Consider the following 23195-nt stretch of genomic DNA (forward strand, 5'->3'; position numbering starts at 1 on the left):
ATTTCGGTTCAGTACAAGAAAATGCAAACCTTTAAAAAGGAAGAACGGTTATGTAATAAAAGGCTTATTGATGAGCTTTTTCATAACGGTTCTTCCTTTTTATGTTATCCTTTTAAAGCTTCGTGGTTAGTGGTTAACGGGCCTCAAGAGGTGCCGGTACAGGTGTTGTTTGCCGTGGCAAAAAAACGGTATAAACGCGCTGTAGACCGCAATGTGCTAAAACGCCGCATGCGCGAAGCCTATCGCCTGCACAAACAAATGCGCTTGTATCATCTTTTATCGCAGGCTGATAAAAACATTACACTTTCAATAAGTTACATCGGTAAAGAGATCAATGAGTATAAACTTATTGAAAAGAAAATGCTGAAACTGTTTGATCTGCTCTGCGAAGGGATTGCCAAATGAACGCCGTAGGTAACATATTAAAAGCGGGCATAGGTGCAATATTTGTTTTGCTGATACGGTTTTACCAGTATTTTATTTCGCCTTTAACCGGCGCATCTTGCAGGTATACGCCTACCTGTTCGCAATATGGGTTAGAAGCAGTTAAAAAATATGGGCCGTTTAAAGGCGGATGGTTAACTTTGAAACGGATAGGCCGGTGCAACCCCTGGGGCGGACATGGCCATGATCCGGTGCCTTAATAGTCATTAATCATTAGTGCAATGGCAAGTATCCAATGACTATCAACTAATGACTGATGACCAGTGACACAATAACCACTGACCAATGAAAATTCTACAAATAGAAACAGCCACAACCGTATGTTCGGTAGCATTAGCTAACCGCGGCGAAGTTATTGCCTTTAAGGAAATAGACCAGCGTAACATACACGCCGAGGTGATAACTGTTTTTATTGATGAGATACTTAAAAACGCAGGGATAAAGTATAATGAGCTGGACGCTGTAGCGGTAAGCAGCGGACCAGGATCATACACAGGTTTACGTATAGGCGTATCAACAGCTAAAGGTTTATGCTATGCATTGGATAAACCTTTAATAGCAGTAGAAACATTAGAAGCTATGGCTGAGGGTATAATAGCGCGCGGGGTTAACGGAGATATACTGCTATGCCCCATGATAGACGCCCGCCGCATGGAGGTGTATACTGCTTTATTTGATGCCGCAGGTAACCGGGTGCAAGCTACTAATGCTGCAATTATTGATGAAAACAGCTTTTCTGCACAATTAGAGAAAAGTAAAATTTTATTTTTTGGAGATGGCGCGCCTAAATGCCGCGAAACATTAAGCGGCAATGCCAATGCCCTGTTTATTGGTAACTTTACCAACTCCGCCGTGCACTTAACAAAAAAGGCTTATCAGAAATTTCAGGCTGGGCAATTTGAGGATGTGGCGTATTATGAGCCGTATTACCTGAAAGATTTCCTGGTAACAAAAAAGGCTTAGTAATTTTTGTCTTTCCCTTTAAATATCTTATTCCATATCCTGCCTAAAAATCCCTTGTCATCCTCGCCATCCGGTATAAAGCTGGCGTTCATAGGATGCTCTATCAGGTTACCAAATTTAAACGATACACCTAAAAATATATCTACGCCGCTGTAGTTGTGGTAGCTGCGCTTTACCTGTTCGCCAACCAGGTTATTGCGTGTTGCCTCTACTACCGCACGCGTGGTTTGATACAAGCGCTCGGTACCAATGTAAAACTCGGCATTGGGTGTTTTATACATAAACTGCGCACCGTAATTAAACAAGCCAAGTGTATTGTATGATGTAGTGCCCGTAATGCTGTAATTATTGTATGAAAACGGCACCACAGCGGCAACTGTTGCATCATCATACCACAGCGCTTTTGAGGCAATAAGCGTTGGCGAAAGTTTAAGCCTTTTATCATAATCAAACCAATAGGTTTTATTTACGCTCACTTCGGCAATTGCATTGGTTTTGCTGTAAAAATAACCGCGCGCCTCTGTGTTACCCCCTGTTATGTTTTGTACAGCGTTTAAAATATTGGTTTCGCGCTGCCCGGTTGAGATGTTTTCTATAAGTGTCCCTTCGTTTACAAATTCAGCGCTGTTTGCTCCATCCGCCCATCTTATCACCCCCAGATCTTTTAAGTTATACTGAAAGTGGTACCCGCTGCTATTAGTATAGCCCGCGCCAAAGGAAACGGCCAGTCCGGGATTTCTGAAATTATACCACTTGTTATACTCTGCTGTCTGGCCCTTTCCTGCTAAAGAAATAGTGGCGGCATCGTTGTCCGGGTCAAATACAATGCCCGATTGGTTGATGTTTACCTTATTATAGGTAAGCCCCATTAAAGCGCTGAGTTTTACCCCCAAAGCCAAACGTTTATTAATCTGTTCACGATAGGAGAAAGAAAGCTGATGATAAGCCTGGTAAGAATAATTATCATTGAAAGTATTTGTGTAGGCCAGCTTGTCAAAATTTAACGCGCCGTTAAACAAAGCTATTGATTCGTCAGTAATATAACCCCTTACCTCGGCCCTGCTGCTCAGGGCGACACCAATTTCGCGGTTGCCGTTAAGGCTGGTAAAAATTTTTAGCATGGCCCAATACGCGTTTGTATTGCTGCGAATGTTACTGTATTTGCCTTTACCCACCTGTACCGCAGCCGTATTATAATAACCCGAAAAAACTCGATCAAATAGGGCGTCCTGCGCATTACCTGTTATAAAGTTAGCAGTACTAAAATTTGGAATAAAAAAGTTAAACGCTACAGACCTGCTTGAGTCTGGTATAAAGGAGCGTTGCGATGGGTTTTCAAAAGAATCAAACAAAGTACCCGTATTGTATTGCGAATACTGCTGGGCAAATAGTTTCACCGCTGATAATAGCAAACAACTTAGTAGTATCGTTTTCTTCATCCTGCGTTTTATGGGTACTTTATTTAAATATAAAAGAAAGTTTATTTGTTTGCGGCGGTTGTATCCGGCTCATTAAAATTCATACAAAAAACGGTATAAAAGTTTTTATCCGTGGCCGATAATTGATATGATGCTGCATAAAAGTTCTTCCACCCGGGCTGGTTGCCATTAAATGCTTTATAAAAATTATCACTCAGGTCGCGTTTAAAAATACTTCCGCTGTTTTTAAAATTGATGTACCAGCTCACATTGCTTCGCTGGGTAAGTAATTTGTCAAAATTAATATAGGCCTGCTGCTTGCTTTGAACTTTGCTGTTAAAGTAGCTGTCGCGGTAGCTTATCAGCTCGTTTTTACTGTTTGCCAGTACGAGGTAATTATCCACTATCATAAACCATGGGTGATGAAACATGCTGAACGCATCGCCTAATAAAAAGAAAGGTAGTTTGCCATAATTGAATTTGCCAATCTCATCCCCCTCCATGGTGCTTATGTTGTTCAAAACCGGCCTTAGGTCAGATCCATTGGTAAGCGTTACCAGGGCCAGCTTTTCCATAAAACGCGTGGTTACAACGGCAAATTCTTTACCTAAAACTTTGTTAAACTCAGGTATCAGTTCAATACCTGTTTCGGTTTTTATTTTATTGAAAAGCGAATCCTTTTCGTGTTGTAATCCGGCTTTTGCCTGCCATTTAGAAAGGTCTGTTTTAAATTTCTTAGGATCAGAAACTGCGAAGTTTGCACTGTAAGCCGTTGTTGACGGAAAAATATCCTTCAGGTTATTAACAATAGGCTGCTGCGCTAAAAACAGGCTGATGTAACTTGATGCCTTAGCGGGGTCGGTCTCGGTAAAGCCGCTAAACATAAGGGCATCACTTTTAAAGTTAAGATCGAGCACGCCCAGTGCCGGCAACATGCGCTGGCTTTTAAAAATATCGCTGTTTTTATTTTTCAGCAGTTTATCAAACAGGGGGTTTAGCTGAGCATAGTTTATATATAGGTTGCCCAATGAATTCGAAATTTGCTGTTGCGGCAGTAAAATAAAGTTTTTCTCATCCTTTTGCGGCGTGTAAGCTATAAAGGCATCAATCATTTCTTTTGAGAAACTGCCGGCGTAAATACCCTTCTCTTTACTTGTTAGGTAGAAATGTTTCTTCAGTACATCCAGATAAACATCATAACCTTTGTTGCCGCCATAGTTTGCCGCGGTAATTTTTAACCCCGGCTTTTGTTGCTGCGTAATTTTATCGAGTGTAGCCGGGTCTGTTTTCTTATCAACAGATGTGGTAAATAATAGGTTAATGGTATTGTCTTTGCCGGGATGGAAGGACAAAAAGACATTCTGACCATCAAAAAACGGCCTGAGTAAATTATTAGCTAATAATTGTTTCCGCAAAGTATCCAGTTCACTTAACTGCTCATCGCCTATAACGGCGGCAAACAACTTGTTTCCGTTATAGATCTCGTAAAAACTATCCTCGTTATTAAACCCGAAAATTAGCGCCGCATTGTTGGGGATAGACCGTAACACACTGGTGGTGCGTGAGCCTGGTGTACTTAAATTCCTGAAGTACAACACAGCTAAAAACACAATAGCTATAAACAGTATTACCGATAGTATTATGTGTCGCCTCATGTTTGCTTAGTATGTGCAAGTTAGGATTTTTAGCCGATAGCATTCAAGTAATACTTTCAAATTGGTTAATTTAGCTTTTTATTAAAAGCATGGATAAGCAGATAATTATTACAGCATCAATTTTCGGGATGCTGGCAGTTGTAGCCGGAGCATTCGGAGCGCACGCGTTAAAGGCAGTTTTAGCTGCCGAGCAGTTACAAACCTGGCAAACAGCGGTACAATACCAGTTTTACCATGTTTTCGCGCTGCTGTTTCTGGCTTTCTTCGCGCAGCAAAACAGCAGTTATACCAACGCGGCTTTTTACCTGTTTACGTTTGGTATTATATTCTTTTCCGGCTCGTTGTACCTGCTGTCATGCCGTTACGCGCTGGGCTGGGAATGGCTAAAGTTTTTTGGCCCCATTACGCCCATAGGCGGCCTGCTGTTTATTGGCGGCTGGTTAATGCTGTTACTATCTGCTTTAAAGCAAAAGTAGGATGCTTGAATTTGCCGACGCTACTTTCCACTCGCGTAAAACCTTTTTTGTTGAGGTGATACTGCCTTTGGCGCTCGCCAAAAATTATACTTACCGCGTGCCGTTTGAAATGAACAGCGCCGTGCAGGTAGGTAAGCGCGTGGTGGTGCAGTTTGGCAAAAGCAGAATGTATACCGCTATTATTGATAAAATAACTGAAACCCCGCCAGATAAATACGAAGCCAAATATATACTGGAGGTGCTGGATGACCGCCCCGTTGTTACCGAAACACAACTCGGCTTTTGGAAATGGATGGCAGAGTATTATATGTGTAATGATGGCGAGGTAATGAACGCAGCCCTGCCATCAGCATTAAAACTGGCCAGCGAAACTAAAATAACGCTTAACCGCGAGTTTTTGGTTGATAAAGCAGAACTGAACGACCGCGAGTTTATGATAGTGGACGCGCTTGACCTGCAGCCCGAACTTACAGTAAGCGATATTGCCAAGCTGCTGGGCCAAAAAACAGTAATGCCCATATTGAAGCTGCTGTTTGAGAAAAACGTTATCAACATATCCGAAGAAGTAAGCGAGCGGTACAAACCCCGCATGCGTACCTTTTTGGCGCTTAACCCGGTTTATCAAAACCAGGACCAACTAAGGGAGTTATTTAGCATTCTGGAAAAACGTGCCCCCAAACAGGCAGATGCGGTACTGGCCTATATTAAATTATCGCGGCAGCAAAAAGCTATTTCAAAAAACGAATTGATAGAAGCAAGCGGTGCAGGAGCATCAAGCATCAGCTCGCTGATTGAGAAAGAGGTTTTTATAGCGCAGGAGAAAAATGTGAGCCGCTTGCATATGGAGGATGAAGGCATATTTGACGTTTTTGAATTGAGTGTGCAGCAACAGGAAGCCTTAGCAAGCATTCAGCATCAGTTTGAACAAAAAGATGTAGTGCTGTTGCATGGCGTCACTTCGTCCGGCAAAACGCAGATCTATATTCGATTAATTGAGGAAGCCATAGCACAAGGCAGGCAGGTGCTTTACCTTTTGCCGGAGATTGCTCTCACCACACATATAATTGAGCGTTTGCGCCAGTATTTTGGTGCCAACATAGGTGTTTACCATTCGCGCTTTAATGATAATGAAAGGGTAGAGGTTTGGCAGAAAGTACTGAACAATGAGTACAAAGTAGTGCTGGGCGCACGCTCCGCAGTATTTTTGCCTTTTCAGGATCTGGGTTTAATTATTGTTGATGAGGAGCACGAAGTATCTTACAAACAATATGACCCTGCACCGCGCTACAATGCCCGCGACGCGGCTATATTTTTAGCTAATATGCACAGTGGCAAAGTACTGTTAGGGTCGGCCACGCCATCGTTCGAGAGCTATTTTAATGCACGCACCCACAAATATGGTTTAACAGAACTTACCGAGCGTTTTGGCGGTACAGCGTTGCCAGTTACAGAAGTGGTAAGCATTGTAGAGGAAACTAAAAAGAAAACCATCCAATCGCACTTTACCAGCGTTTTAATGTTAGATATACAGCAGGCGTTGGCAAATAAAGAGCAGGTGATACTGTTCCAAAACCGAAGAGGTTACGCACCGGTGCTATTGTGTAAAGTTTGTGCCTACACGCCTAAGTGTATTAATTGCGATGTAAGCCTTACTTACCACAAACACAGTGGCAAATTGCATTGCCACTACTGCGGCTATAAAGAAGATACGCCATCTGTTTGCCCGGCTTGCGGATCAACACACCTGGAATACAAAGGCTTCGGTACGGAAAAGATTGAGGACGAACTGGCCATGCTGCTGCCCGATGCAAGGATAGCAAGGATGGATTTGGATACCACCCGCTCGCGCAACTCGCTGCAAAATATATTGAATGACCTGGAAGAAAAGAAGATAGATATTTTGGTGGGTACCCAAATGGTAGCCAAGGGGCTTGATTTTGCTGATGTTACCGTTATAGGTATTATCAATGCTGATAGTATGCTTAAATTCCCGGATTATCGTGCCAATGAACGCAGCTACCAGATGTTGGCCCAGGTGAGCGGCAGGGCAGGCCGCAGGGGCAAGCAGGGCAAAGTAGTGATACAAACCTATGATATTAAGCACCGTGTAATTAAACAGGTTATTGAGAACGACTACCGCGACCTTTATTTTACCGAAATGGAGGAGCGCAAGAGTTTTAATTACCCGCCGTTTTACAGGGTTATTAACCTCGACATAAAACATAAGGACCCGGAGATGTTATATAACCAGGCGGCTTATTTGGCTACCGAGCTGCGCAAAAGCTTTGGCGATAGAGTAATTGGTCCGGAAACGCCTTTAGTTAGCCGTATACGCAACTATTACATCAAATCCGTCATGCTTAAATTTGAAAAGGATGGCGTTTCTGTAAATAAGGTAAAAGCCACCATACGCGATGTAATAACGCAGTTTCAAACAACAAAACTTAGCAAGGGTAGTATTGTGCAAGCGGATGTTGATCCGTATTAAGCGCAGTCAAAATAAGAAATTGTCATGGTGAGCCTGTCGAACCATGGTGAGCGGGCCTTTACGCACGCCCTTCGACAAGCTCAGGCTGACACCTACCTCACGCGCTGTAAAGATTATAATTTCTTACCCCATATTGATGAGTTTAAACCCATCGATATGGGGTAAGAAGGATAACCTATCTCTTCTTTATCTCCAACAACGTGATCTCGGATATTTTTTGACCCCATCCGCACTCAAATTTTGTGGTTAATGTGCGATAACGAATACTTACTTTAAGCTCGGTTTGTTTAAACTCCTGGCTTAAGTTGGTTGGGCTATAGTTGGTATCGCCAATTTTTATTACCCATCCGCAGCCATCTGCTGCAACTGCGCCGGCGTTTATAACGGTAGCATCAGTAAATACAGGGTTGTCTTTTTTGCACGCCGAGATGCTTAGCGTGAAGATCAATGCAGTTAGCAGTAGTAATTTAAAGTTTAAGTTTTTCATTGCAGGTTTTTTATTGATGAAACGTACGCTAACGCTTGTTTGCTACAATAGCCGCATATTAATTTACTTGCTGAACGCTCAAAATATTTATTTGCGTATAACCTTGTAAGTCGGCCGGGCCGGACGCGCATTGAATAACCGGCATGTCTGGAACAGTATAGGTTATTTTTACATGCATCCCGTCTGTTTGATATTGCTGGGGCAGGTTAACGGGTTTTAAACTATTCTGCGCGTTAGTTATGTCAGTATCGTCCTTTACCTTTACTAACCAGCCGCAGCTATTTACTCCCGGATTTGATCCGCTTAAAATTATTGCAGTGTTAGCATGCACTTTTTCGTCTTTTTTGCAAGCGGTTGCGCCAATAGCAAGAATGGCCGCTGCTAAGGCGATGTTTAAAAATCGGTACTTTTTCATAGGGGTAGGTAACTTTACTAAAACACTACTTTTGAATATATTGTTTTGATGGAAGTGAATCGCGTTCCCATACCGGTGGGTTTGAAACTATGAGTGTTCGAAAGATTTAAAAAGAAGCGGTGGGCGGTGCGATTCCCTCCCTCTGGGAGGGTGTAGGGAGGGGTTTTAGCCACTTTATTAACCCCTTCCCGCCATTTCACCACCAGCCGCACCCTTCCCCGATGAAGGAGTTCTAGTGGCTAACAATGTTTTGAACACTCATAGTTTCAAACCCATCGCTATGGAAAACTCAAAAAACGTTAACTTGCAATTAAATTGCCTCAAGCTCGTTTTTAAACAATGCGCCCATTTGCTTACATATTATTACTGGCATTATTAACCGTTCAAAATGCGGCAGTTGCACAGCAAAAGCCGCCCCTGCTGGCCTTTGCCAGTGACACGCAGGAACCCATGTGGGTAGAGAAACTTTTTCTTAAAGCCGACCATAACCTGGAGGCTACTCAAATGATATTTAAGGAGGTTGGGGCACGGCGACCCCGGGCGTTTTTTATTTTGGGCGATGTAGTATCATCCGGAAAAAAAGCGCGGGCCTGGAAAAATATAGACCTGTACATGGGGCAGGCTTCGAAAGATTCTATCCCGGTATACGCCACGTTAGGTAACCATGATGTGATGTTCAATGCCAAAAAAGGCATGAAGAATTTTAAAACGAGGTTCCCAACCTACGAACCAACGGGCTTTACTGTGGTGGTTGATTCAGTGGCTGTGGTTTTGCTCAATTCTAATTTCGGGGCAATGATTGCGGCAGATATCAGCAAACAGAACAGCTGGTATAAACAAAAACTAAAGGATCTTGATGCCGATCCGGCTATAAAGCTCATCTTAGTTGGGTGTCACCACTCCCCTTATACCAACAGTAAAATTGTTAAGCCATCTGCACAGGTACAGCAATATTTTGTGGAACCTTTTTTAGCGTCGGCTAAATGCGCCTTATTCCTTTCGGGGCATTCGCATAACTACGAACAGTTTAAAGTACAGGGTAAAAACTTTGTTGTTATTGGGGGCGGCGGCGGTCTGCATCAGGATGTGCGACCCAATAATGCCGTTATGAACGATTTGGCAGCCGACTATAAACCCATTTTTCATTACCTGGAAATACGGCGGCAAGGCGCCAAACTGGATGTGCTATCGCGCAAGCTAACACCCGATTTTACTGCCTTTGCAGATGGGCTAAGTTTTGAGGTTAACTAAGCTTCAAAAAACGGTGTTGCAAAAATGTTGCTAATCTGTTGCTATTGTGTTGCACAAAGAGGCGAGAATACGCAATTTTTAAAATTTTCAATTTCTTGATAATCAATATTTTAAGATGTATTTACAGTTGAATTTGCTTGCTTAGGTTTATTGTGCGTTTTAGGCTTAATTTGCTTTTAATCAACTAATTAACTTTTTTGTTGCATGGGGAACGTGTTTTTTTTGCAACACCCATATTTAACTGTAAAAATTGAACAAAACAGATTATCAGGCACATACTTAAATCTGCCTTGCTTCAAGGTTTAAATGCGCCAAATCGTGTTAACTTTGCTATAGAATGGCATATAAATACGTTGATAATTACCGGGAGCAGGGCGCGCGCAAAAAGCTGGTTGATGAGCTGAAAAAGAAGGGTATTGAGGATCGCCAAGTGTTAGAGGCCATAGGTAAAGTTCCCCGCCATTATTTCTTCGACGAAACCTTCTGGGCGCAGGCCTACAAAGACATTGCCTTCCCTATAGGCGAGGGGCAAACCATATCACAACCTTATACTGTAGCCTACCAAACAGAACTGCTGCACATTAAAAAAGGCGATAAAGTGTTGGAAATTGGCACAGGCTCCGGCTACCAAACCTGCGTGTTAATTGAGGTAGGCGCCAAAGTCTACACCATTGAGCGCCAGGAAAAACTCTACGAACGTACCAAGCAGGTATTGCCCCATATAGGTTACCGCGCCCGCTTTTTTTGCGGCGACGGCTCAAAGGGCATAGCCCTGCATGCACCATTTGATAAGATCATTGTAACCGCCGGCGCCCCTACGGTGCCTGATGTGTTACTCGGTCAGTTGAATATTGGCGGCATATTGGTTATCCCTGTTGGTGATGCAGAATCGCAAAAAATGGTTACCATCCTAAAAACCGCTGAGCACGATTACGAAAAGCATGTATTAGATACCTTCAGGTTTGTACCGTTGGTAGGGGAGAGAGCCTGGTAGGGGATTTCGAATTTCGGATGTTCGCTTCGAATTTAAAAGGTTTGACTTGGTATGTAAAGATGTAAATCCGAAATCGAACATTCGAAATCCGAAATCAAACCTACCTTTTCATCGCCCTATCCATCTCCACCTTAGTATCGCGCTCTTTGAGGCTTTCGCGTTTGTCGAAGGTTTTCTTGCCTTGGGCCAGGGCTATTTCCAACTTTGCAAAACCGCGCTCGCTGATAAAGAGGGCGAGGGGCACAATGGTTAATCCTTTTTCTTCGCCGCGGGTTAGTAGCTTCTTCAGTTCTTTTTTGTTGAGGAGCAGCACACGGTCGCGTTTGGCTTCGTGGTTATAGAACGAGCCGAAGGAGTATTCAGAGATATGCAGATTGCGCACGTACAACTGCCCGCCCATAAAAGTGCAAAAGGCATCGTTTATGTTGGCCTTACCGTCTCGGATAGATTTTATCTCGGTACCCAGCAATTGTATACCGGCGGTGTATTTATCCAGTATCTGGTACTCAAAATAGGCTTTCTTATTCTTTATGTAGACTTTATCCTGACTCATCGCTCTGCAAACTTATGCATTTTAGTGATTAGTTGATTGGTGATTAGAGATTAGTTGTCTGCGGCATAGTTGGCATTACCTTCAGAAAAGCAACTAATCACCAATCAACCAGTCACTAGTAAACTACCTCAACGGCTTAACCACCAATACCGGCACATCTATCATATGCCTTACTTTATTTACTGTGGTACCGAAGATGAGGTCCTTTAGCGCCTTATGCCCATGCGAGCCCATCACTACAAACTCTATCTTTTCCTCAAGCACTATCTTGCTTATTGATTTTGCTGCCATGCCAAAGCCTACTTTAGCCTGTGCGTTGTAGCCCAGCTTTTGCATAGCAGCCACATACTGATTAATATTGTCTACGTCGCTTTGTGTTTCATGGTCCATTACCTCAACGCCGTTGTATTGCGCGCCGGCTGTCTCTACTACGTGTATCAGGGTGTACAAGGCTTTGTTACCGCCCTGCATTATGCCATGCCGTATGGTATTGGTATCGTTCTTAGAAAAATCAATAGCTATGCCTATATGGTGATACTGTATGGCATCCAGATCACTAATCACAGTTGCAATACCATGCGGAACAAATATCGGGTTATCCTTATGTTTAAATAGTAGCGGCCTTAAAAATACGTACAGAAGCAAAGTTACAATCCCTGCTACCGCAGGTATCACCAGCGCGTAGATTAATACCAGCGTTATACCTGACGATTCATTTATCCACCCATAGATCTGCTCGTAAACCAGTTTGCCATTGAGCCCTACAATTACAATGGCGCTGGCCCATGCGCCTATTTTGGCCCATTTGCCAATTGCGAATTTGCCCATCTTTTTTTTGTCGCTGGTAAAGTGTATGAGCGGGATAACAGCAAACCCCAATTGCAAACTCAACACTACCTGACTTAAAATAATAAGCTTACCCAAACCATCTTCGCCATAATACAATATGGTAAATACAGCTGGTACAATGGCCAGTATCCGTGTTAACAGTCTGCGCAGCCAGGGCTCAACGCGCAGATTGATATGGCCCTCCATGATGATCTGGCCCGCCAGGGTGCCGGTTATAGTAGAGCTTTGACCGGCGGCTATCAGCGCTACGGCAAAGAGGACAGGTGCAATTTTACCAAAAATGTGCTCCAGTAACTTATACGCATCCTGTATTTCAGCAATTTGAAAGTAGCCGTTTTTGAAAAATGCACTGGCAGCCAAAATTAATATGGCAGCGTTTACTAAAAACGCAAGGTTGAGCGCAATTACGGTATCAAAAAAGTTGAACTTTATGGCTGTTTTAATGCCTTCGTCGGTGCGCACTATCTGGCGGGTTTGCACTAATGATGAGTGCAGGTACAGGTTATGCGGCATCACGGTAGCGCCTATTATACCTATGGCTATGTAAAGCGCATTGCCTGATAAATTGCCCGGTATAAAACCTTTGGCTACCTCCACAACATCCGGCTGAACGATAAACATTTCTATCAGGAACGATAGTCCCACTATAAATATCATAGATACAATAAATAGTTCCAATTTGCGCATGCCCTTGTTCATCAAAAACAGCATCAGCAGGGTGTCTGTTATAGTAAGCGATACTCCCCATATCAGCGGCAGGTCAAATAACAGCTGTAAACCAATAGCCATACCTATAATCTCAGCCAGATCACAAGCTATAATGGCCAGTTGCGCCAGTATATATAGAAAGAAATTAACTATGCCGGGATAGGTGTTTTTTGACGCCTGTGCCAGATCAAGCCCACGCACTATACCCAACCGCGCGCTTAGCGATTGCAAAAGCAGCGCTATGAGGTTAGAGGCCAGCAACACCCATATTAAACTATATCCAAAGGCGCTGCCACCGGCAATATCTGTTGCCCAGTTGCCCGGGTCCATATAGCCAACGCTTACCAGGTAAGCCGGACCAATAAAGGCCAGGATCTTTCGCCAGCCGGTTTTGTTGGCGGTTTGCACAGAGCTGTGCACATTGCTTAATGATTCCTTCCCTGTGCTCATAGTGCTATTAATAAATTACTTGCCACTTCGCGGCTTATGTTAATGCTGTTGCCTTCCATGCTCAACACGACTGATCTATCATAATTAATCACATCAATAACAGCTATTTTTTTTCCGATAATAAGTTGCAGCTTTTCAAGATATTGCAAAAATGCAGGCGAGTGGTCGCGCACGCCTGATACTATTCCGCAATTATTTACTTCAAGCTCGGCCACGCTAACAAGGTTGTTCTTTTTAATATTACCATTACGGTCGGGTATAGGGTCGCCATGTGGGTCGTGCCTGGGGTAGCCCATAAATTTATCAAGGCGGTCTATCAGTTCTAATGACGAGATATGCTCCATTTCTTCGGCCATATCATGCACCTCGTCCCACTTAAAATTTAATTTCTCTACCAAAAAATATTCCCAAAGCCGGTGTTTCCTTATAATGTTCACTGCAATTTTTTCACCTGCCGGTGTTAAGCTAACGCCTTGATATTTAGCGTAATTTATCAGAAGTTTTTCTGCAAGTTTTTTCAACATATCCGTAACCGAGGCCGCTTTTGTGTTTAGCGATGCAGCAATTTGATTGGTGCTCACACTCACGTTGTTTAACGATAAGTGATAGATGGCTTTTAAATAATTCTCTTCGGCTAATGTATTCATTTAAACAAATCTAATTATAAATTTAGACTTGTCTAAAAAATTGTAAAGAATTTTATTCTTTTTTTGAACTTTTAAAAAAATATAATTTTGTAAATTGTACAAAAATTTGTCACCATGGCCGCTGAATTAGATAAGATTGATCTGCAGATACTTAAAATTTTACAGGAAAACGGAAGGATAACCAATCTTCAGTTATCCAATGAAATTGGCCTGTCGCCGGCGCCCACTTTAGAGCGCGTGCGTAAATTAGAAAATGCCGGTTACATTAAAAGCTATCATGCACTGGTGGATGAGGAGAAGCTTGGCCTTGGTATTAAAACTTTCATCCAGATCTCGCTTGATTTTCATCAGAAAAATACTATACAAACGTTTATCGACGAGATAAAGAACATAAAAGAAATAACGGAGTGCCATCACGTAACCGGCCAATGCGATTTTGTACTGAAAGTTTACGTGCGAGATATTAAATCGTATGAACAGCTCATCATGGAAAAGATCAGCCGCATAAGCGTAGTTAAAACCTTCCAAACCATGATGATAATGAGCACGAGTAAGAAGGAGCCTATAGTGCCGCTTGAATATTAGAATCAAGAATCAAGAGTCAAGACATGAAATTTAATCTTGATTCTTGGCTCATGATTCTTGCTTCTCTAAGAAATTTGCCAATCAATAGCTTTCTTCCCCGTCTTCTCTAAATAAGCATTTGTTTTTGAGAAGGGCTTTGATCCGTAAAAATTACCTTTTATAACAGCCATGGGCGATGGGTGGCTTGATTTGATCACCAGGTGTTTTGTATCATCTATCAATACACTTTTTGATTGCGCGTAGGCTCCCCAAAGGATAAATACTACGCCCGTTTTTTTATCAGATATGGTTTTTATCACTGTATCTGTAAATTGTTCCCAGCCCTTTTTTTGATGTGAACCAGCTTCGCCGGCGCGCACGGTAAGCGTGGCGTTTAACAGTAAAACACCTTGCTCGGCCCAATGGGTCAGATCTCCGCTTCGCGGGATAACAAAGCCGGGGATATCTGTAGCTAATTCTTTGTAGATATTTTGAAGCGATGGTGGAGTTGATATGCCTTTTTGCACAGAGAAGGATAGACCATGCGCCTGGTTAGCACCATGGTAAGGGTCTTGCCCTATAATCACTACCTTAAGTTTATCAAAAGGTGTTTTCCAAAATGCATTAAAAATGTCGCCTCCCTTTGGGTAAATAATTTTGCCGGCTTGTTTCTCCTCTTTTAAAAACTGCTTCAGTTTTAGCATGTAATCTTTTTCAAATTCATTACCCAAAACTTGCAACCACGAAGGTTCTAATTCTATCGCCATAAATATTAATGCAGCTGTTGATTTACAGTACAAATAAACGGATATTTGCACTCTGAATTTTAACAGGAACAAAAGAAAATTATGTCAAATATTATCCGGCTTGTAATAGCTTGCGCAGTTTTAGGAGGATCAATAGCACTTTGTGTTTTTGGTTTTTGGGGATGGGGTGTACCTGTGTTTTTTATTGGGGGCCTTATCCTGCTTACCTTTTTCTTCAATGAGAATATGCTGATAGCGCAATATTATTTGCGGAAAGAGAATACTGAAAAATCTGAAGAGTGGTTATTGAAAATAACCGATTACGAAAAGCAATTGCATAAAAACCAGCACGGATATTACAATTTGCTTATAGGTTTAATCGAGTCGCGTAAGGCACCATTGAAGTCTGAAAAGTACTTTAAAAAGGCTTTGGCGCTGGGCATGACCATGTCTCATAACACAGCATTGGCTAAAATAAGCCTTGCAGGTATTTCAATGGCAAAACGAAACAAACGCGAAGCACAGATGTACTTATCAGAAGCTACTAAGGATGATAAAAACAAGCTGCTGGCAGATCAGATAAAGATGATGAAGGGCCAGCTAAACCAAATGGATAAGCAAGTAGTAAAAGGCTTTCGCCCGCAGTATTAAGGTATAGGTAAATGGGTAAAATAAAATAGGCTTTAAAACCAACGGTTTTAAAGCCTATTTTTCTTCGATAGAACCGAAATAGCCTGGTTCAGATCTGCTGAAGTCAGCTCTTGATGTATATCTTTCTGTTACTTCAGCTTCGGCAGCCGGATCAGCAACCTCAACAATTTTTAACAAACTTCTGATAAACGACAGATTAAAATTTTGTCTGTTTAGTTTAATCAGGTATTCGTTTTCCGTGATCTCTAAAATAGAATTAGTCATAACTTATCTAATAAATGTGTGTTCGTAAAAATACTCAACACATTCAATGCCAAAGTTTTGATAATTTTATGTTTATATTAAAGAATTGTTAATAACTGATGTTAATTATTAGTTAGGTAACTTGCTTTGACTTTTATGCTGTCATGCCGAACTTGTTTCGGCACCCCATCATACCCGCAGGCTTAAGTTTGTGAGGTGCTAAAACAAGTTCAGCATGACAGTGGGAGATCACGCAAACCAAGCCATCACCTCTTCTTTAGTTGGCATGGTAATATCCAGCTTTAGTTTTTTACGCATCCCGCCTAAATCATTAAACACCTTGTTAGGGTTGCCCGCTTTTAACTCTTCAACAGTGTTAAAGCCCATTTTATTCAGTACAGGCACCCATTCTGCTGGTACGCCAATGTTAATAAAGTCATCAGCTGTAGCAACTTTTGCTTTCTTTTCAGGACGCATTTGCGGGAAGAACAATACTTCCTGTATGGTACTTTGGTTGGTCATCAGCATAACCAGGCGGTCAATACCAATACCCAATCCTGATGTTGGCGGCATGCCATATTCAAGCGCGCGTAAAAAGTCATCATCCATCGCCATCGCCTCGTCGTCACCTCTGCCGGCCAAGATCAATTGTTCTTCTAAGCGCCCGCGTTGGTCTATCGGGTCATTCAGTTCTGAGTAGGCATTTGCTATTTCTTTTCCGTTTACAAATAATTCAAAACGCTCTACCAAACCCTCTTTGCTGCGGTGCTTTTTAGCCAGCGGGGTCATTTCAATAGGGTAGTCGGTTATAAAGGTTGGCTGTATCAGGCTGGCTTCAACTTTCGCGCTAAAGATCTCGTCAATCAGTTTGCCTTTGCCCATAGTAGCATCTACCTCAATCGCCAGTTCTGCACATGTTTCGCGCAAGCCTGCTTCGTCCATGGCAGATACATCAATGCCTGTATATTTCAGGATAGAATCATACATTGATAAGCGGGTGTAAGGCCCTGCAAAGTTGATCTCGTTACCACCCACCTGCACAGCAGCAATGCCGTGTACGGCGCGGGTAACCTTCTCCAGGCAGGTCTCTACCATGTTCATCATCCACACATAGTCCTTATAAGCTACATAGATCTCCATGGCGGTAAACTCCGGGTTATGGGTACGGTCCATGCCCTCATTACGGAACATTTTGCCAAACTCATATACGCCATCAAAACCGGCAACAATAAGGCGCTTTAAATACAGCTCGTTAGCTATGCGCAAATAAAGAGGCATATCTAAAGTATTATGGTGCGTATTGAACGGACGAGCCGCCGCACCACCATGTATGGCTTGCAGTATGGGTGTTTCCACCTCCATCCATCCCTGTTGGTTAAAGAAATCTCGCATGGCGCTGATAACTTTTGAGCGTTTGATGAAGATCTGTTTAAAATCAGGGTTAACTGTTAAATCCACATAACGCTGGCGGTAACGCATTTCAGGGTCGGTAAACCCATCGTGGATGTTGCCGTCCTCGTCGCGTTTTACAACAGGAAGTGGTTTTAATGATTTTGCCAGTATGGTCAACTCCTCGGTATGTACAGAGATTTCGCCGGTTTGGGTGGTAAATACAAAGCCTTTAACGCCTACATAGTCGCCAATATCCAGCAGTTTTTTAAATACAGTGTTGTATAAAGTTTTGTCCTCGTCAGGGCAAATGTCATCACGTTTAATGTACACCTGCATACGGCCGGTGCTATCCTGTATCTCAAAGAAAGAAGCGCTGCCCATAATGCGGCGCGTCATGATGCGGCCGGCTATGGTAACCTGTTTATACTTATCCGGCGCAGAATTAAAATTATCGGCAATGTCCTGTGCGAAGGCGGTAACCTTATACTCTTCGGCAGGATAGGGGTCAATACCTAAAGCGCGAAGCTGTTGTAAAGATTCGCGACGAATAATTTCCTGTTCGGATAATGCAATACTCATGTTGTGTAACGCTATTTTATTAAGGCTGCAAAAATAGGATTTTTTATTGGTGTGCACAGGATTAGCTTAACTTTGACTTATGTACGCTATTGATACCGAAGTTGTAATTCCTAAATATCCGCTCGCGCCTGATCTGGCTACCGGCAGTAAAATGTTCAGCATTGTAAAAGCTGATGGAACGGTTAACCTTATCCGCGCAGATTTTTTAATACCGCACCGTAAGGATTATTTTTTTTGGGCATTTGTAAAGGAAGGCAGCAGCCGGCATTGGATAGACACCAAACCTTACCAGCTTACCAACAATTCTTTTCACTTCAGTACCCCGCACCAGGTGCATTTAAAAGAGGAAGCCAAGCCCGTAAAGGGGATAATTGTGGCGTTTACTGCAGAATTTTTAGCCATGGAAGAGAATAGTTTGTTACGGCAATTACCCATAATACAAAACCCGCATAGCGAACATGAGCTTAGTTTGAACGAGAAAGACGTGGAATTTGTTGAGGATATGCTGGAGAAGGTGTACGAAGAAAACCTGGCCGGGGGCAACTGGGCCAACAGCATGTTAATGGGCTATATGCGCATTCTGTTTATTTATTTAAGCAGATTATATACTGAACAATTCAGCCCGTTTGGTTTGCATGCAGACCGGGCGCTGTTAAAAAAGTATTTAGAGAAGATTGAAAGCGATTATTTAAAGCAACATGAGGTAGCGGCATATGCCGGCATGCTAAATATAAGTGCAGGCCATTTAAGTGATGTTGTTAAAGAGCAAAGCGGCAAACCTGCCATTGTACATATACATGAACGCATTATACTGGAAGCCAAACGCCTGCTGTTCCATACTGATAATTCTATAAAAGAGATAGCTTTTAACCTGGGTTTTGAAGATGCATCTTACTTCAACAGGTTCTTTAAACGTATTGTTCAATCAACCCCGGCGGCTTATCGTACAAACATCCGCAAAATGTACCATTGAAACCTATGATAGTGACATTGCAGCGTAAAGCTGGGCTGTACCTTTGTATCATACAATCAAAAAGATACAGAAATGAAAAAAGCATTGATAACAGGGGCCAATAAAAGCATTGGCTTTGAAACAGCAAGGCAATTATTAAAAAAAGGATACTTCGTTTATTTAGGCAGCCGGGATGCTTCGCGGGGCGACGAGGCGGTGAATAAACTAAAAGGCGAGGGCTTTGATAATGTTGAGTTATTGCAGATAGATGTAAGCGACCCTGCATCTGTTGAAGCGGCAGGTAAAAAAGTAGCAGAGCTGGATGTATTGATCAATAATGCCGGTATACTTGGCGGCATGGAGCAAAGCGCACAAACGGTGGACTTAGGCACTATTCGCGAAGTGTATGATACCAACTTTTTTGGCGCTATAAACGTAACGCAAACCTTTTTACCCACTTTAGAAAAATCGGCAGCGCCAAGGATCGTTAATGTAACGTCCGGTCTTGGTTCGTTAACCCTGCACAGCGATCCCAACTGGCAATACTATCAGGTTAAAACTGCAGCTTACGGCACATCAAAAACGGCGTTAAACGCTTACACCGTTGTTTTGGCTTACGAATTGAAAGACACTGCCTTTAAGGTAAATGCGGTAGATCCCGGCTATACCCAAACAGATTTTAATCATCACAATGGCCCGGGCAAAATAGAAGATGCCGCTGCAATTATTGTTAATTATGCTACGCTGGGAGCTGATGGTCCAAACGGAAAGTTCTTTAGTCAGGATATAGAAAGCGACAACCAGGAAAGCCCGTGGTAAATAGTGACTAGTTATTGAAGATTACAGGTTATTTAATGCTGCAATCGAAAGCTTAATATCCAATCTTTAATCTTCAATAACTAATCTTTAAATTTACCTCATGAATATCAAAGTTATAGCTTTTGATGCCGATGATACCCTTTGGGTGAATGAGCCCTATTTCAGAGCCTCAGAAGAAAAGTTTTGTGCCCTGATGGGCGAGTACATGAGCGAACGCGACCTGGAGCGGGAGTTGCTGAAAATTGAGATAGCAAACCTGGGGTTGTACGGCTACGGCATTAAAGGATTTATTCTTTCGATGATGGAAGCCGCGTTAACCATAAGTGGCGGTACAATTAACGCCCAGGGCATTGCGCAGATATTAGAATTGGGGCGGCAAATGCTTAACCAGCCTATTGAGCTGCTGGATGGGGTTGAGGATGTGCTGTCGGCTTTAAAAGGCAAATACCGTTTGGTAGTAGCCACCAAAGGCGATCTGCTGGACCAGGAACGTAAACTTAAAAAATCTGGTCTGATGGATTACTTTCACCACGTAGAGGTGATGTCTGAAAAAGATGAGCCTAACTACCTGAAACTACTTAAACACCTGGATATACAGCCGGATGAGTTTTTAATGATAGGCAACTCCCTTAAAAGCGATGTGCTGCCAGTGCTCAACATTGGCGGCCACGCCATCCATGTGCCTTTCCACATCACCTGGGCGCACGAGCAGATTGAGGGGAGCATTGATAATGAACGCTTTAAAAATGTGGAGGGAATAAGGGAAGTGTTGGAGCTAATATAACCTTTCTGTCATTCTGAGCGATAGCGAAGAATCTTATACCCTTTCAATTTAAGCGCTTTGCTTAGCATTACATACAGGATTCTTCGCTATCGCTCAGAATGACAATTTTATTATTTTATTAATCCGCTTCTACTTCCTGCTTATACAAATCCTCTATCGCATCTGCATACTTCTTCTCAATTACCTTGCGTTTGGCTTTCATGGTGGGTGTTATCTCACCTTCTTCCATGCTGAATGGTTTGCGTTTTACCTTAAAGTTTTTAATGCGCTCAAACTTAGCCAGTTCGTTAGAGTAGATCTTGATGTCTTTCGCTATCCAGTCTTTTATCTCTTTATCTTCAATAAATACATCGGGTTGCTCAAAGTAAGCTTCTGTAAGCTTGAAGGTTTCCTGCAAGGTTTCTCGTGCCGGGATAATAATAGCGGTAATGTGTTCGCGCTTATCGCCAATTAAAAATACACCTTCAATTTTGGGGCTTTTTAAGTAAGTGTTCTCTACAGGTGTAGGGTAAATGTTCTTGCCATAGGCGTTAACCAGCATGTTTTTAAGTCGGTCTGTAATCTGTAGGTTGCCCTTAAAATACCTACCGATATCGCCGGTATGGAGCCAGCCATTTTCATCAATGGCGGTCGCAGTTTCTTCGGGCTTGTTGAGGTAGCCTTTCATTACACAATGGCCACGAACGATGATCTCGCCCTCATCAGACTGAAAATCTTCTTTAAAAGTATCGTGCGTTTGTATCGTGTAGATGTGTTTGGTATCTACATTTTGGATCCCGACTTCAATACCCGGTATAATCCGGCCAACCGTTCCATAAACCTGACGGTGATATTCGGTAACAGCCATAACGGGCGAAGTTTCTGTAAGGCCAAAACCTTCCAGTATTTTAATGCCCAGATCGCCAAAAAATTCGCCAATATTCTTGGGTAAAGCACCGCCGCCAGATATCATAAACTTCAAGCGGCCGCCGGTCTTTTCTTTTATCTTGCTGAACACCAGTTTTTCTGCCAGTGCATATTCGGCACTCAATATTATACCGGGCGATTTACCGGCTTCTTTAGCTAATCGGTAAGCACGGCCAATTTTTAGTGCCCATAAAAATATCCTGGCCTTTATGCCGCCTGCATCAGTACCACTTTTAATGGCTTTATCGTGTATGCGCTCCAGCAGGCGCGGCACGCAGTTCATGATGGTTGGTTTTACCTCGCCCATGTTCCGGGCCAGCAGTTCCAGGCTTTGCGCAAAGGCAATTTTACAGCCAGCATACAAGCAAATATGGTAAGTGGCGGTCCGCTCAAAAACGTGGGATAGCGGCAGGAACGACAGGAAAAGGTCCGTCTTTTCAACAACCGGGATCTGGATGAGGCTGGTGCGCACATTCTCAACCAGGTTGTAATGCGTAAGCATTACACCTTTTGGCGTGCCGGTAGTACCAGATGTATAAATAAGACAGGAAAGGTCAGACGGCAAGATCGCTTCGCGGGCAGCATTTATAGCCTGTTGATATTGGGGCAATAGCTTACGGCCCTCATCAATTACAGCGTTCAGTCCGGTTAAGCCCGCTTTTAATGTTGACTTTTCTTTATTTCTTTCGGCGCGGTCGCAGGCTATAATGCGGATCAGTTCGGGGCAATTATCTGCCACTTTTATCACTTTACGGAACAGAAAAGTACTGCCCACTAAAATGGTTTTGGCCCCCGAATCATTTAATATGTACTCAACTTCAGTTTCAGAAAGAGTAGGGTAGATGGAAGTATTTACGCCGCCAATTTGTTGCAGCGCCTGATCATACAAAATATAATCGGGACTGTTGTCCATAATAAGAGCCAGGCGATCACCCTTTTTGATGCCGATGCTTAAAAACCATGCAGATATGGCATCAATTTTTTCTAATGCCTCGGCGTAAGTAATATCAACCCAGGTATCGCCCACTTTATGGGATAAAAAAGGCTGCGTATCCGGGTGGATATTTTTTACCAGATATCTGATTAAGCTGGGTATGGTTGGGCGCTCGGTAGGCTGGCTCATTGGTGGTTAAAAGTGGTTTATACCAACAAATCTAATAAAATAATAATGGCGTTATGGCAGTTGATTACCGTAAATAACTATTGGTATTGCTGTTTTTTTGGGTTTTGCCTATTATCAATAAAGGCAATCAGTTCAATAGTATTACTTTTTGGTTTGATACGGTAAATCAAAGAAACTTGCTTGATAATAACACCAATATGAGTATGCTTTAATCGAGTTGACTTTCGGAACATCAAGGGCTGGGTTTTAAGCGTAACTAAATACTCATTAACCCGTTCGCTGAAGTTGAAAATTTCCTTTTCGGTCCAATTTTCCTGTAAATAATTTATTCGATGACTAAAGGTGTTGATAGCCTTCTTGGTCCAAATTATTTCAGGCCCCATTTTGCAAAAAGCTTCACTGCTTCAGTATGAGTTACTGTTTCGCCATTGTCTGCCTGTGCTAAGCCTTCCAATACATCAGTTTGTTGCTCAATTGTTAGCTCATCAAACCAATCAGCTTTTCTGCTTCCCAAAAAAGCTTTTACATCCATAATAAGCCCTTCGTCAGTTGTGCTCATTATAGTTTGCAAAATATTCATTTTTTCTGCCTGCAAATCCATAAGTAAATATACAAAATTGTTAAACAACAGCATATGT

25 protein-coding genes are annotated in these 23195 nt (G+C 42.6%); 12 read left to right on the forward strand and 13 right to left on the reverse strand.

Features of this window, described 5'->3' with window-relative positions; genetic code table 11:
* Nucleotides 1–21: 21 nt before the first annotated feature.
* The 3 genes from ACVW2L_RS00660 (at nucleotide 22) to tsaB (ending at nucleotide 1407) form a co-directional block, all read left to right on the forward strand.
* Entirely contained in the window at nucleotides 22–405 is a 384-nt protein-coding gene (locus tag ACVW2L_RS00660) for a ribonuclease P protein component (RefSeq protein WP_457126017.1), read from the forward strand.
* Nucleotides 402–644, forward strand: a complete 243-nt coding sequence (gene yidD / locus ACVW2L_RS00665) for a membrane protein insertion efficiency factor YidD (protein ID WP_457126018.1) — start codon at nucleotides 402–404, stop codon at nucleotides 642–644. Before ACVW2L_RS00660 ends, yidD begins: the two co-directional genes overlap by 4 nt.
* An 85-nt stretch (nucleotides 645–729) precedes the next feature.
* Nucleotides 730–1407, forward strand: coding sequence for a tRNA (adenosine(37)-N6)-threonylcarbamoyltransferase complex dimerization subunit type 1 TsaB (tsaB, locus tag ACVW2L_RS00670; RefSeq protein WP_457126019.1), 678 nt, complete (start codon nucleotides 730–732; stop codon nucleotides 1405–1407).
* Here tsaB and ACVW2L_RS00675 read toward each other — a convergent pair.
* Together ACVW2L_RS00675 and ACVW2L_RS00680 are read right to left on the reverse strand one after the other, a co-directional pair.
* On the reverse strand, nucleotides 1404–2846 hold the full coding sequence (locus tag ACVW2L_RS00675; protein ID WP_457126020.1) for a DUF5723 family protein: 1443 nt from the start codon (nucleotides 2844–2846) through the stop codon (nucleotides 1404–1406). The two genes, tsaB and ACVW2L_RS00675, sit on opposite strands and share 4 nt — an antisense overlap.
* A gap of 41 nt (nucleotides 2847–2887) precedes the next feature.
* The gene (locus ACVW2L_RS00680; protein ID WP_457126021.1) at nucleotides 2888–4480 is read right to left on the reverse strand and encodes a hypothetical protein; all 1593 of its coding nucleotides are present in this window, start codon (nucleotides 4478–4480) and stop codon (nucleotides 2888–2890) included.
* A gap of 89 nt (nucleotides 4481–4569) precedes the next feature.
* Here ACVW2L_RS00680 and ACVW2L_RS00685 point away from each other — a divergent pair, with 89 nt between their 5' ends.
* Together ACVW2L_RS00685 and priA are read left to right on the forward strand one after the other, a co-directional pair.
* Nucleotides 4570–4956: a DUF423 domain-containing protein gene (locus ACVW2L_RS00685; RefSeq protein ID WP_457126022.1), complete on the forward strand. Its 387-nt coding sequence runs from the start codon at nucleotides 4570–4572 to the stop codon at nucleotides 4954–4956.
* A gap of 1 nt (nucleotide 4957) precedes the next feature.
* Entirely contained in the window at nucleotides 4958–7444 is a 2487-nt protein-coding gene (gene priA / locus ACVW2L_RS00690) for a replication restart helicase PriA (RefSeq protein WP_457126023.1), read from the forward strand.
* Between the two features lie 175 nt (nucleotides 7445–7619).
* Here priA and ACVW2L_RS00695 read toward each other — a convergent pair whose 3' ends face one another.
* Both ACVW2L_RS00695 and ACVW2L_RS00700 read right to left on the reverse strand, forming a co-directional pair.
* Nucleotides 7620–7931, reverse strand: a complete 312-nt coding sequence (locus ACVW2L_RS00695) for a hypothetical protein (protein ID WP_457126024.1) — start codon at nucleotides 7929–7931, stop codon at nucleotides 7620–7622.
* 58 nt (nucleotides 7932–7989) lie between these two features.
* A complete protein-coding gene (locus ACVW2L_RS00700; RefSeq protein WP_457126025.1) occupies nucleotides 7990–8346 on the reverse strand; it encodes a hypothetical protein in 357 nt (118 codons plus the stop codon).
* Nucleotides 8347–8685: 339 nt separating this feature from the next.
* Between ACVW2L_RS00700 and ACVW2L_RS00705 the strand changes: the two genes are divergently transcribed.
* Both ACVW2L_RS00705 and ACVW2L_RS00710 read left to right on the forward strand, forming a co-directional pair.
* Nucleotides 8686–9597 (forward strand): metallophosphoesterase family protein, encoded by a 912-nt coding sequence (locus ACVW2L_RS00705; RefSeq protein WP_457126026.1) that lies wholly within the window; start codon nucleotides 8686–8688, stop codon nucleotides 9595–9597.
* 337 nt (nucleotides 9598–9934) lie between these two features.
* Complete coding sequence (locus ACVW2L_RS00710) at nucleotides 9935–10591, forward strand: protein-L-isoaspartate(D-aspartate) O-methyltransferase (protein WP_457126027.1); 657 nt, start codon at nucleotides 9935–9937, stop codon at nucleotides 10589–10591.
* A gap of 100 nt (nucleotides 10592–10691) precedes the next feature.
* Here ACVW2L_RS00710 and smpB read toward each other — a convergent pair whose 3' ends face one another.
* From smpB to ACVW2L_RS00725, 3 genes are all read right to left on the reverse strand, one after another.
* Nucleotides 10692–11144 (reverse strand): SsrA-binding protein SmpB, encoded by a 453-nt coding sequence (smpB, locus tag ACVW2L_RS00715; RefSeq protein WP_457126028.1) that lies wholly within the window; start codon nucleotides 11142–11144, stop codon nucleotides 10692–10694.
* A gap of 123 nt (nucleotides 11145–11267) precedes the next feature.
* Nucleotides 11268–13151, reverse strand: coding sequence for an Nramp family divalent metal transporter (locus ACVW2L_RS00720; RefSeq protein ID WP_457126029.1), 1884 nt, complete (start codon nucleotides 13149–13151; stop codon nucleotides 11268–11270).
* Nucleotides 13148–13798, reverse strand: coding sequence for a metal-dependent transcriptional regulator (locus tag ACVW2L_RS00725; RefSeq protein ID WP_457126030.1), 651 nt, complete (start codon nucleotides 13796–13798; stop codon nucleotides 13148–13150). Before ACVW2L_RS00725 ends, ACVW2L_RS00720 begins: the two co-directional genes overlap by 4 nt.
* Nucleotides 13799–13912: 114 nt before the next feature.
* On the opposite strand from ACVW2L_RS00725, the gene ACVW2L_RS00730 reads away from it, so the two are divergent.
* The gene (locus ACVW2L_RS00730) at nucleotides 13913–14383 is read left to right on the forward strand and encodes an Lrp/AsnC family transcriptional regulator (protein ID WP_294794146.1); all 471 of its coding nucleotides are present in this window, start codon (nucleotides 13913–13915) and stop codon (nucleotides 14381–14383) included.
* 65 nt (nucleotides 14384–14448) lie between these two features.
* Here the strand turns inward: ACVW2L_RS00730 and ung are convergent, their stop codons facing one another.
* Nucleotides 14449–15129 (reverse strand): uracil-DNA glycosylase, encoded by a 681-nt coding sequence (gene ung / locus ACVW2L_RS00735; protein WP_457126031.1) that lies wholly within the window; start codon nucleotides 15127–15129, stop codon nucleotides 14449–14451.
* An 81-nt stretch (nucleotides 15130–15210) separates the two neighbouring features.
* Between ung and ACVW2L_RS00740 the strand changes: the two genes are divergently transcribed.
* Complete coding sequence (locus ACVW2L_RS00740) at nucleotides 15211–15759, forward strand: DUF2892 domain-containing protein (protein WP_457126032.1); 549 nt, start codon at nucleotides 15211–15213, stop codon at nucleotides 15757–15759.
* Nucleotides 15760–15813: 54 nt separating this feature from the next.
* Here ACVW2L_RS00740 and ACVW2L_RS00745 read toward each other — a convergent pair whose 3' ends face one another.
* Nucleotides 15814–16023, reverse strand: a complete 210-nt coding sequence (locus tag ACVW2L_RS00745) for a hypothetical protein (protein ID WP_457126033.1) — start codon at nucleotides 16021–16023, stop codon at nucleotides 15814–15816.
* A 228-nt stretch (nucleotides 16024–16251) separates the two neighbouring features.
* Nucleotides 16252–17973, reverse strand: a complete 1722-nt coding sequence (gene lysS, locus ACVW2L_RS00750) for a lysine--tRNA ligase (protein WP_457126034.1) — start codon at nucleotides 17971–17973, stop codon at nucleotides 16252–16254.
* Nucleotides 17974–18052: 79 nt separating this feature from the next.
* On the opposite strand from lysS, the gene ACVW2L_RS00755 reads away from it, so the two are divergent.
* The 3 genes from ACVW2L_RS00755 (at nucleotide 18053) to ACVW2L_RS00765 (ending at nucleotide 20528) form a co-directional block, all read left to right on the forward strand.
* Entirely contained in the window at nucleotides 18053–18946 is an 894-nt protein-coding gene (locus ACVW2L_RS00755) for an AraC family transcriptional regulator (RefSeq protein WP_457126035.1), read from the forward strand.
* Nucleotides 18947–19018: 72 nt separating this feature from the next.
* Nucleotides 19019–19744, forward strand: a complete 726-nt coding sequence (locus ACVW2L_RS00760) for an SDR family oxidoreductase (RefSeq protein ID WP_457126036.1) — start codon at nucleotides 19019–19021, stop codon at nucleotides 19742–19744.
* A 100-nt stretch (nucleotides 19745–19844) separates the two neighbouring features.
* Complete coding sequence (locus ACVW2L_RS00765) at nucleotides 19845–20528, forward strand: HAD family hydrolase (RefSeq protein WP_457126037.1); 684 nt, start codon at nucleotides 19845–19847, stop codon at nucleotides 20526–20528.
* A gap of 118 nt (nucleotides 20529–20646) precedes the next feature.
* Here ACVW2L_RS00765 and ACVW2L_RS00770 read toward each other — a convergent pair whose 3' ends face one another.
* From ACVW2L_RS00770 to ACVW2L_RS00780, 3 genes are all read right to left on the reverse strand, one after another.
* A complete protein-coding gene (locus ACVW2L_RS00770; RefSeq protein ID WP_457126038.1) occupies nucleotides 20647–22557 on the reverse strand; it encodes an AMP-dependent synthetase/ligase in 1911 nt (636 codons plus the stop codon).
* Nucleotides 22558–22634: 77 nt separating this feature from the next.
* Nucleotides 22635–22940, reverse strand: a complete 306-nt coding sequence (locus tag ACVW2L_RS00775) for a type II toxin-antitoxin system RelE/ParE family toxin (RefSeq protein WP_457126039.1) — start codon at nucleotides 22938–22940, stop codon at nucleotides 22635–22637.
* On the reverse strand, nucleotides 22925–23158 hold the full coding sequence (locus ACVW2L_RS00780; RefSeq protein WP_457126040.1) for a hypothetical protein: 234 nt from the start codon (nucleotides 23156–23158) through the stop codon (nucleotides 22925–22927). The genes ACVW2L_RS00775 and ACVW2L_RS00780 overlap by 16 nt, the downstream gene beginning before the upstream one ends.
* Nucleotides 23159–23195: the final 37 nt, after the last annotated feature.

The sequence above is a fragment of the Mucilaginibacter sp. HD30 genome (genome assembly GCF_054061755.1).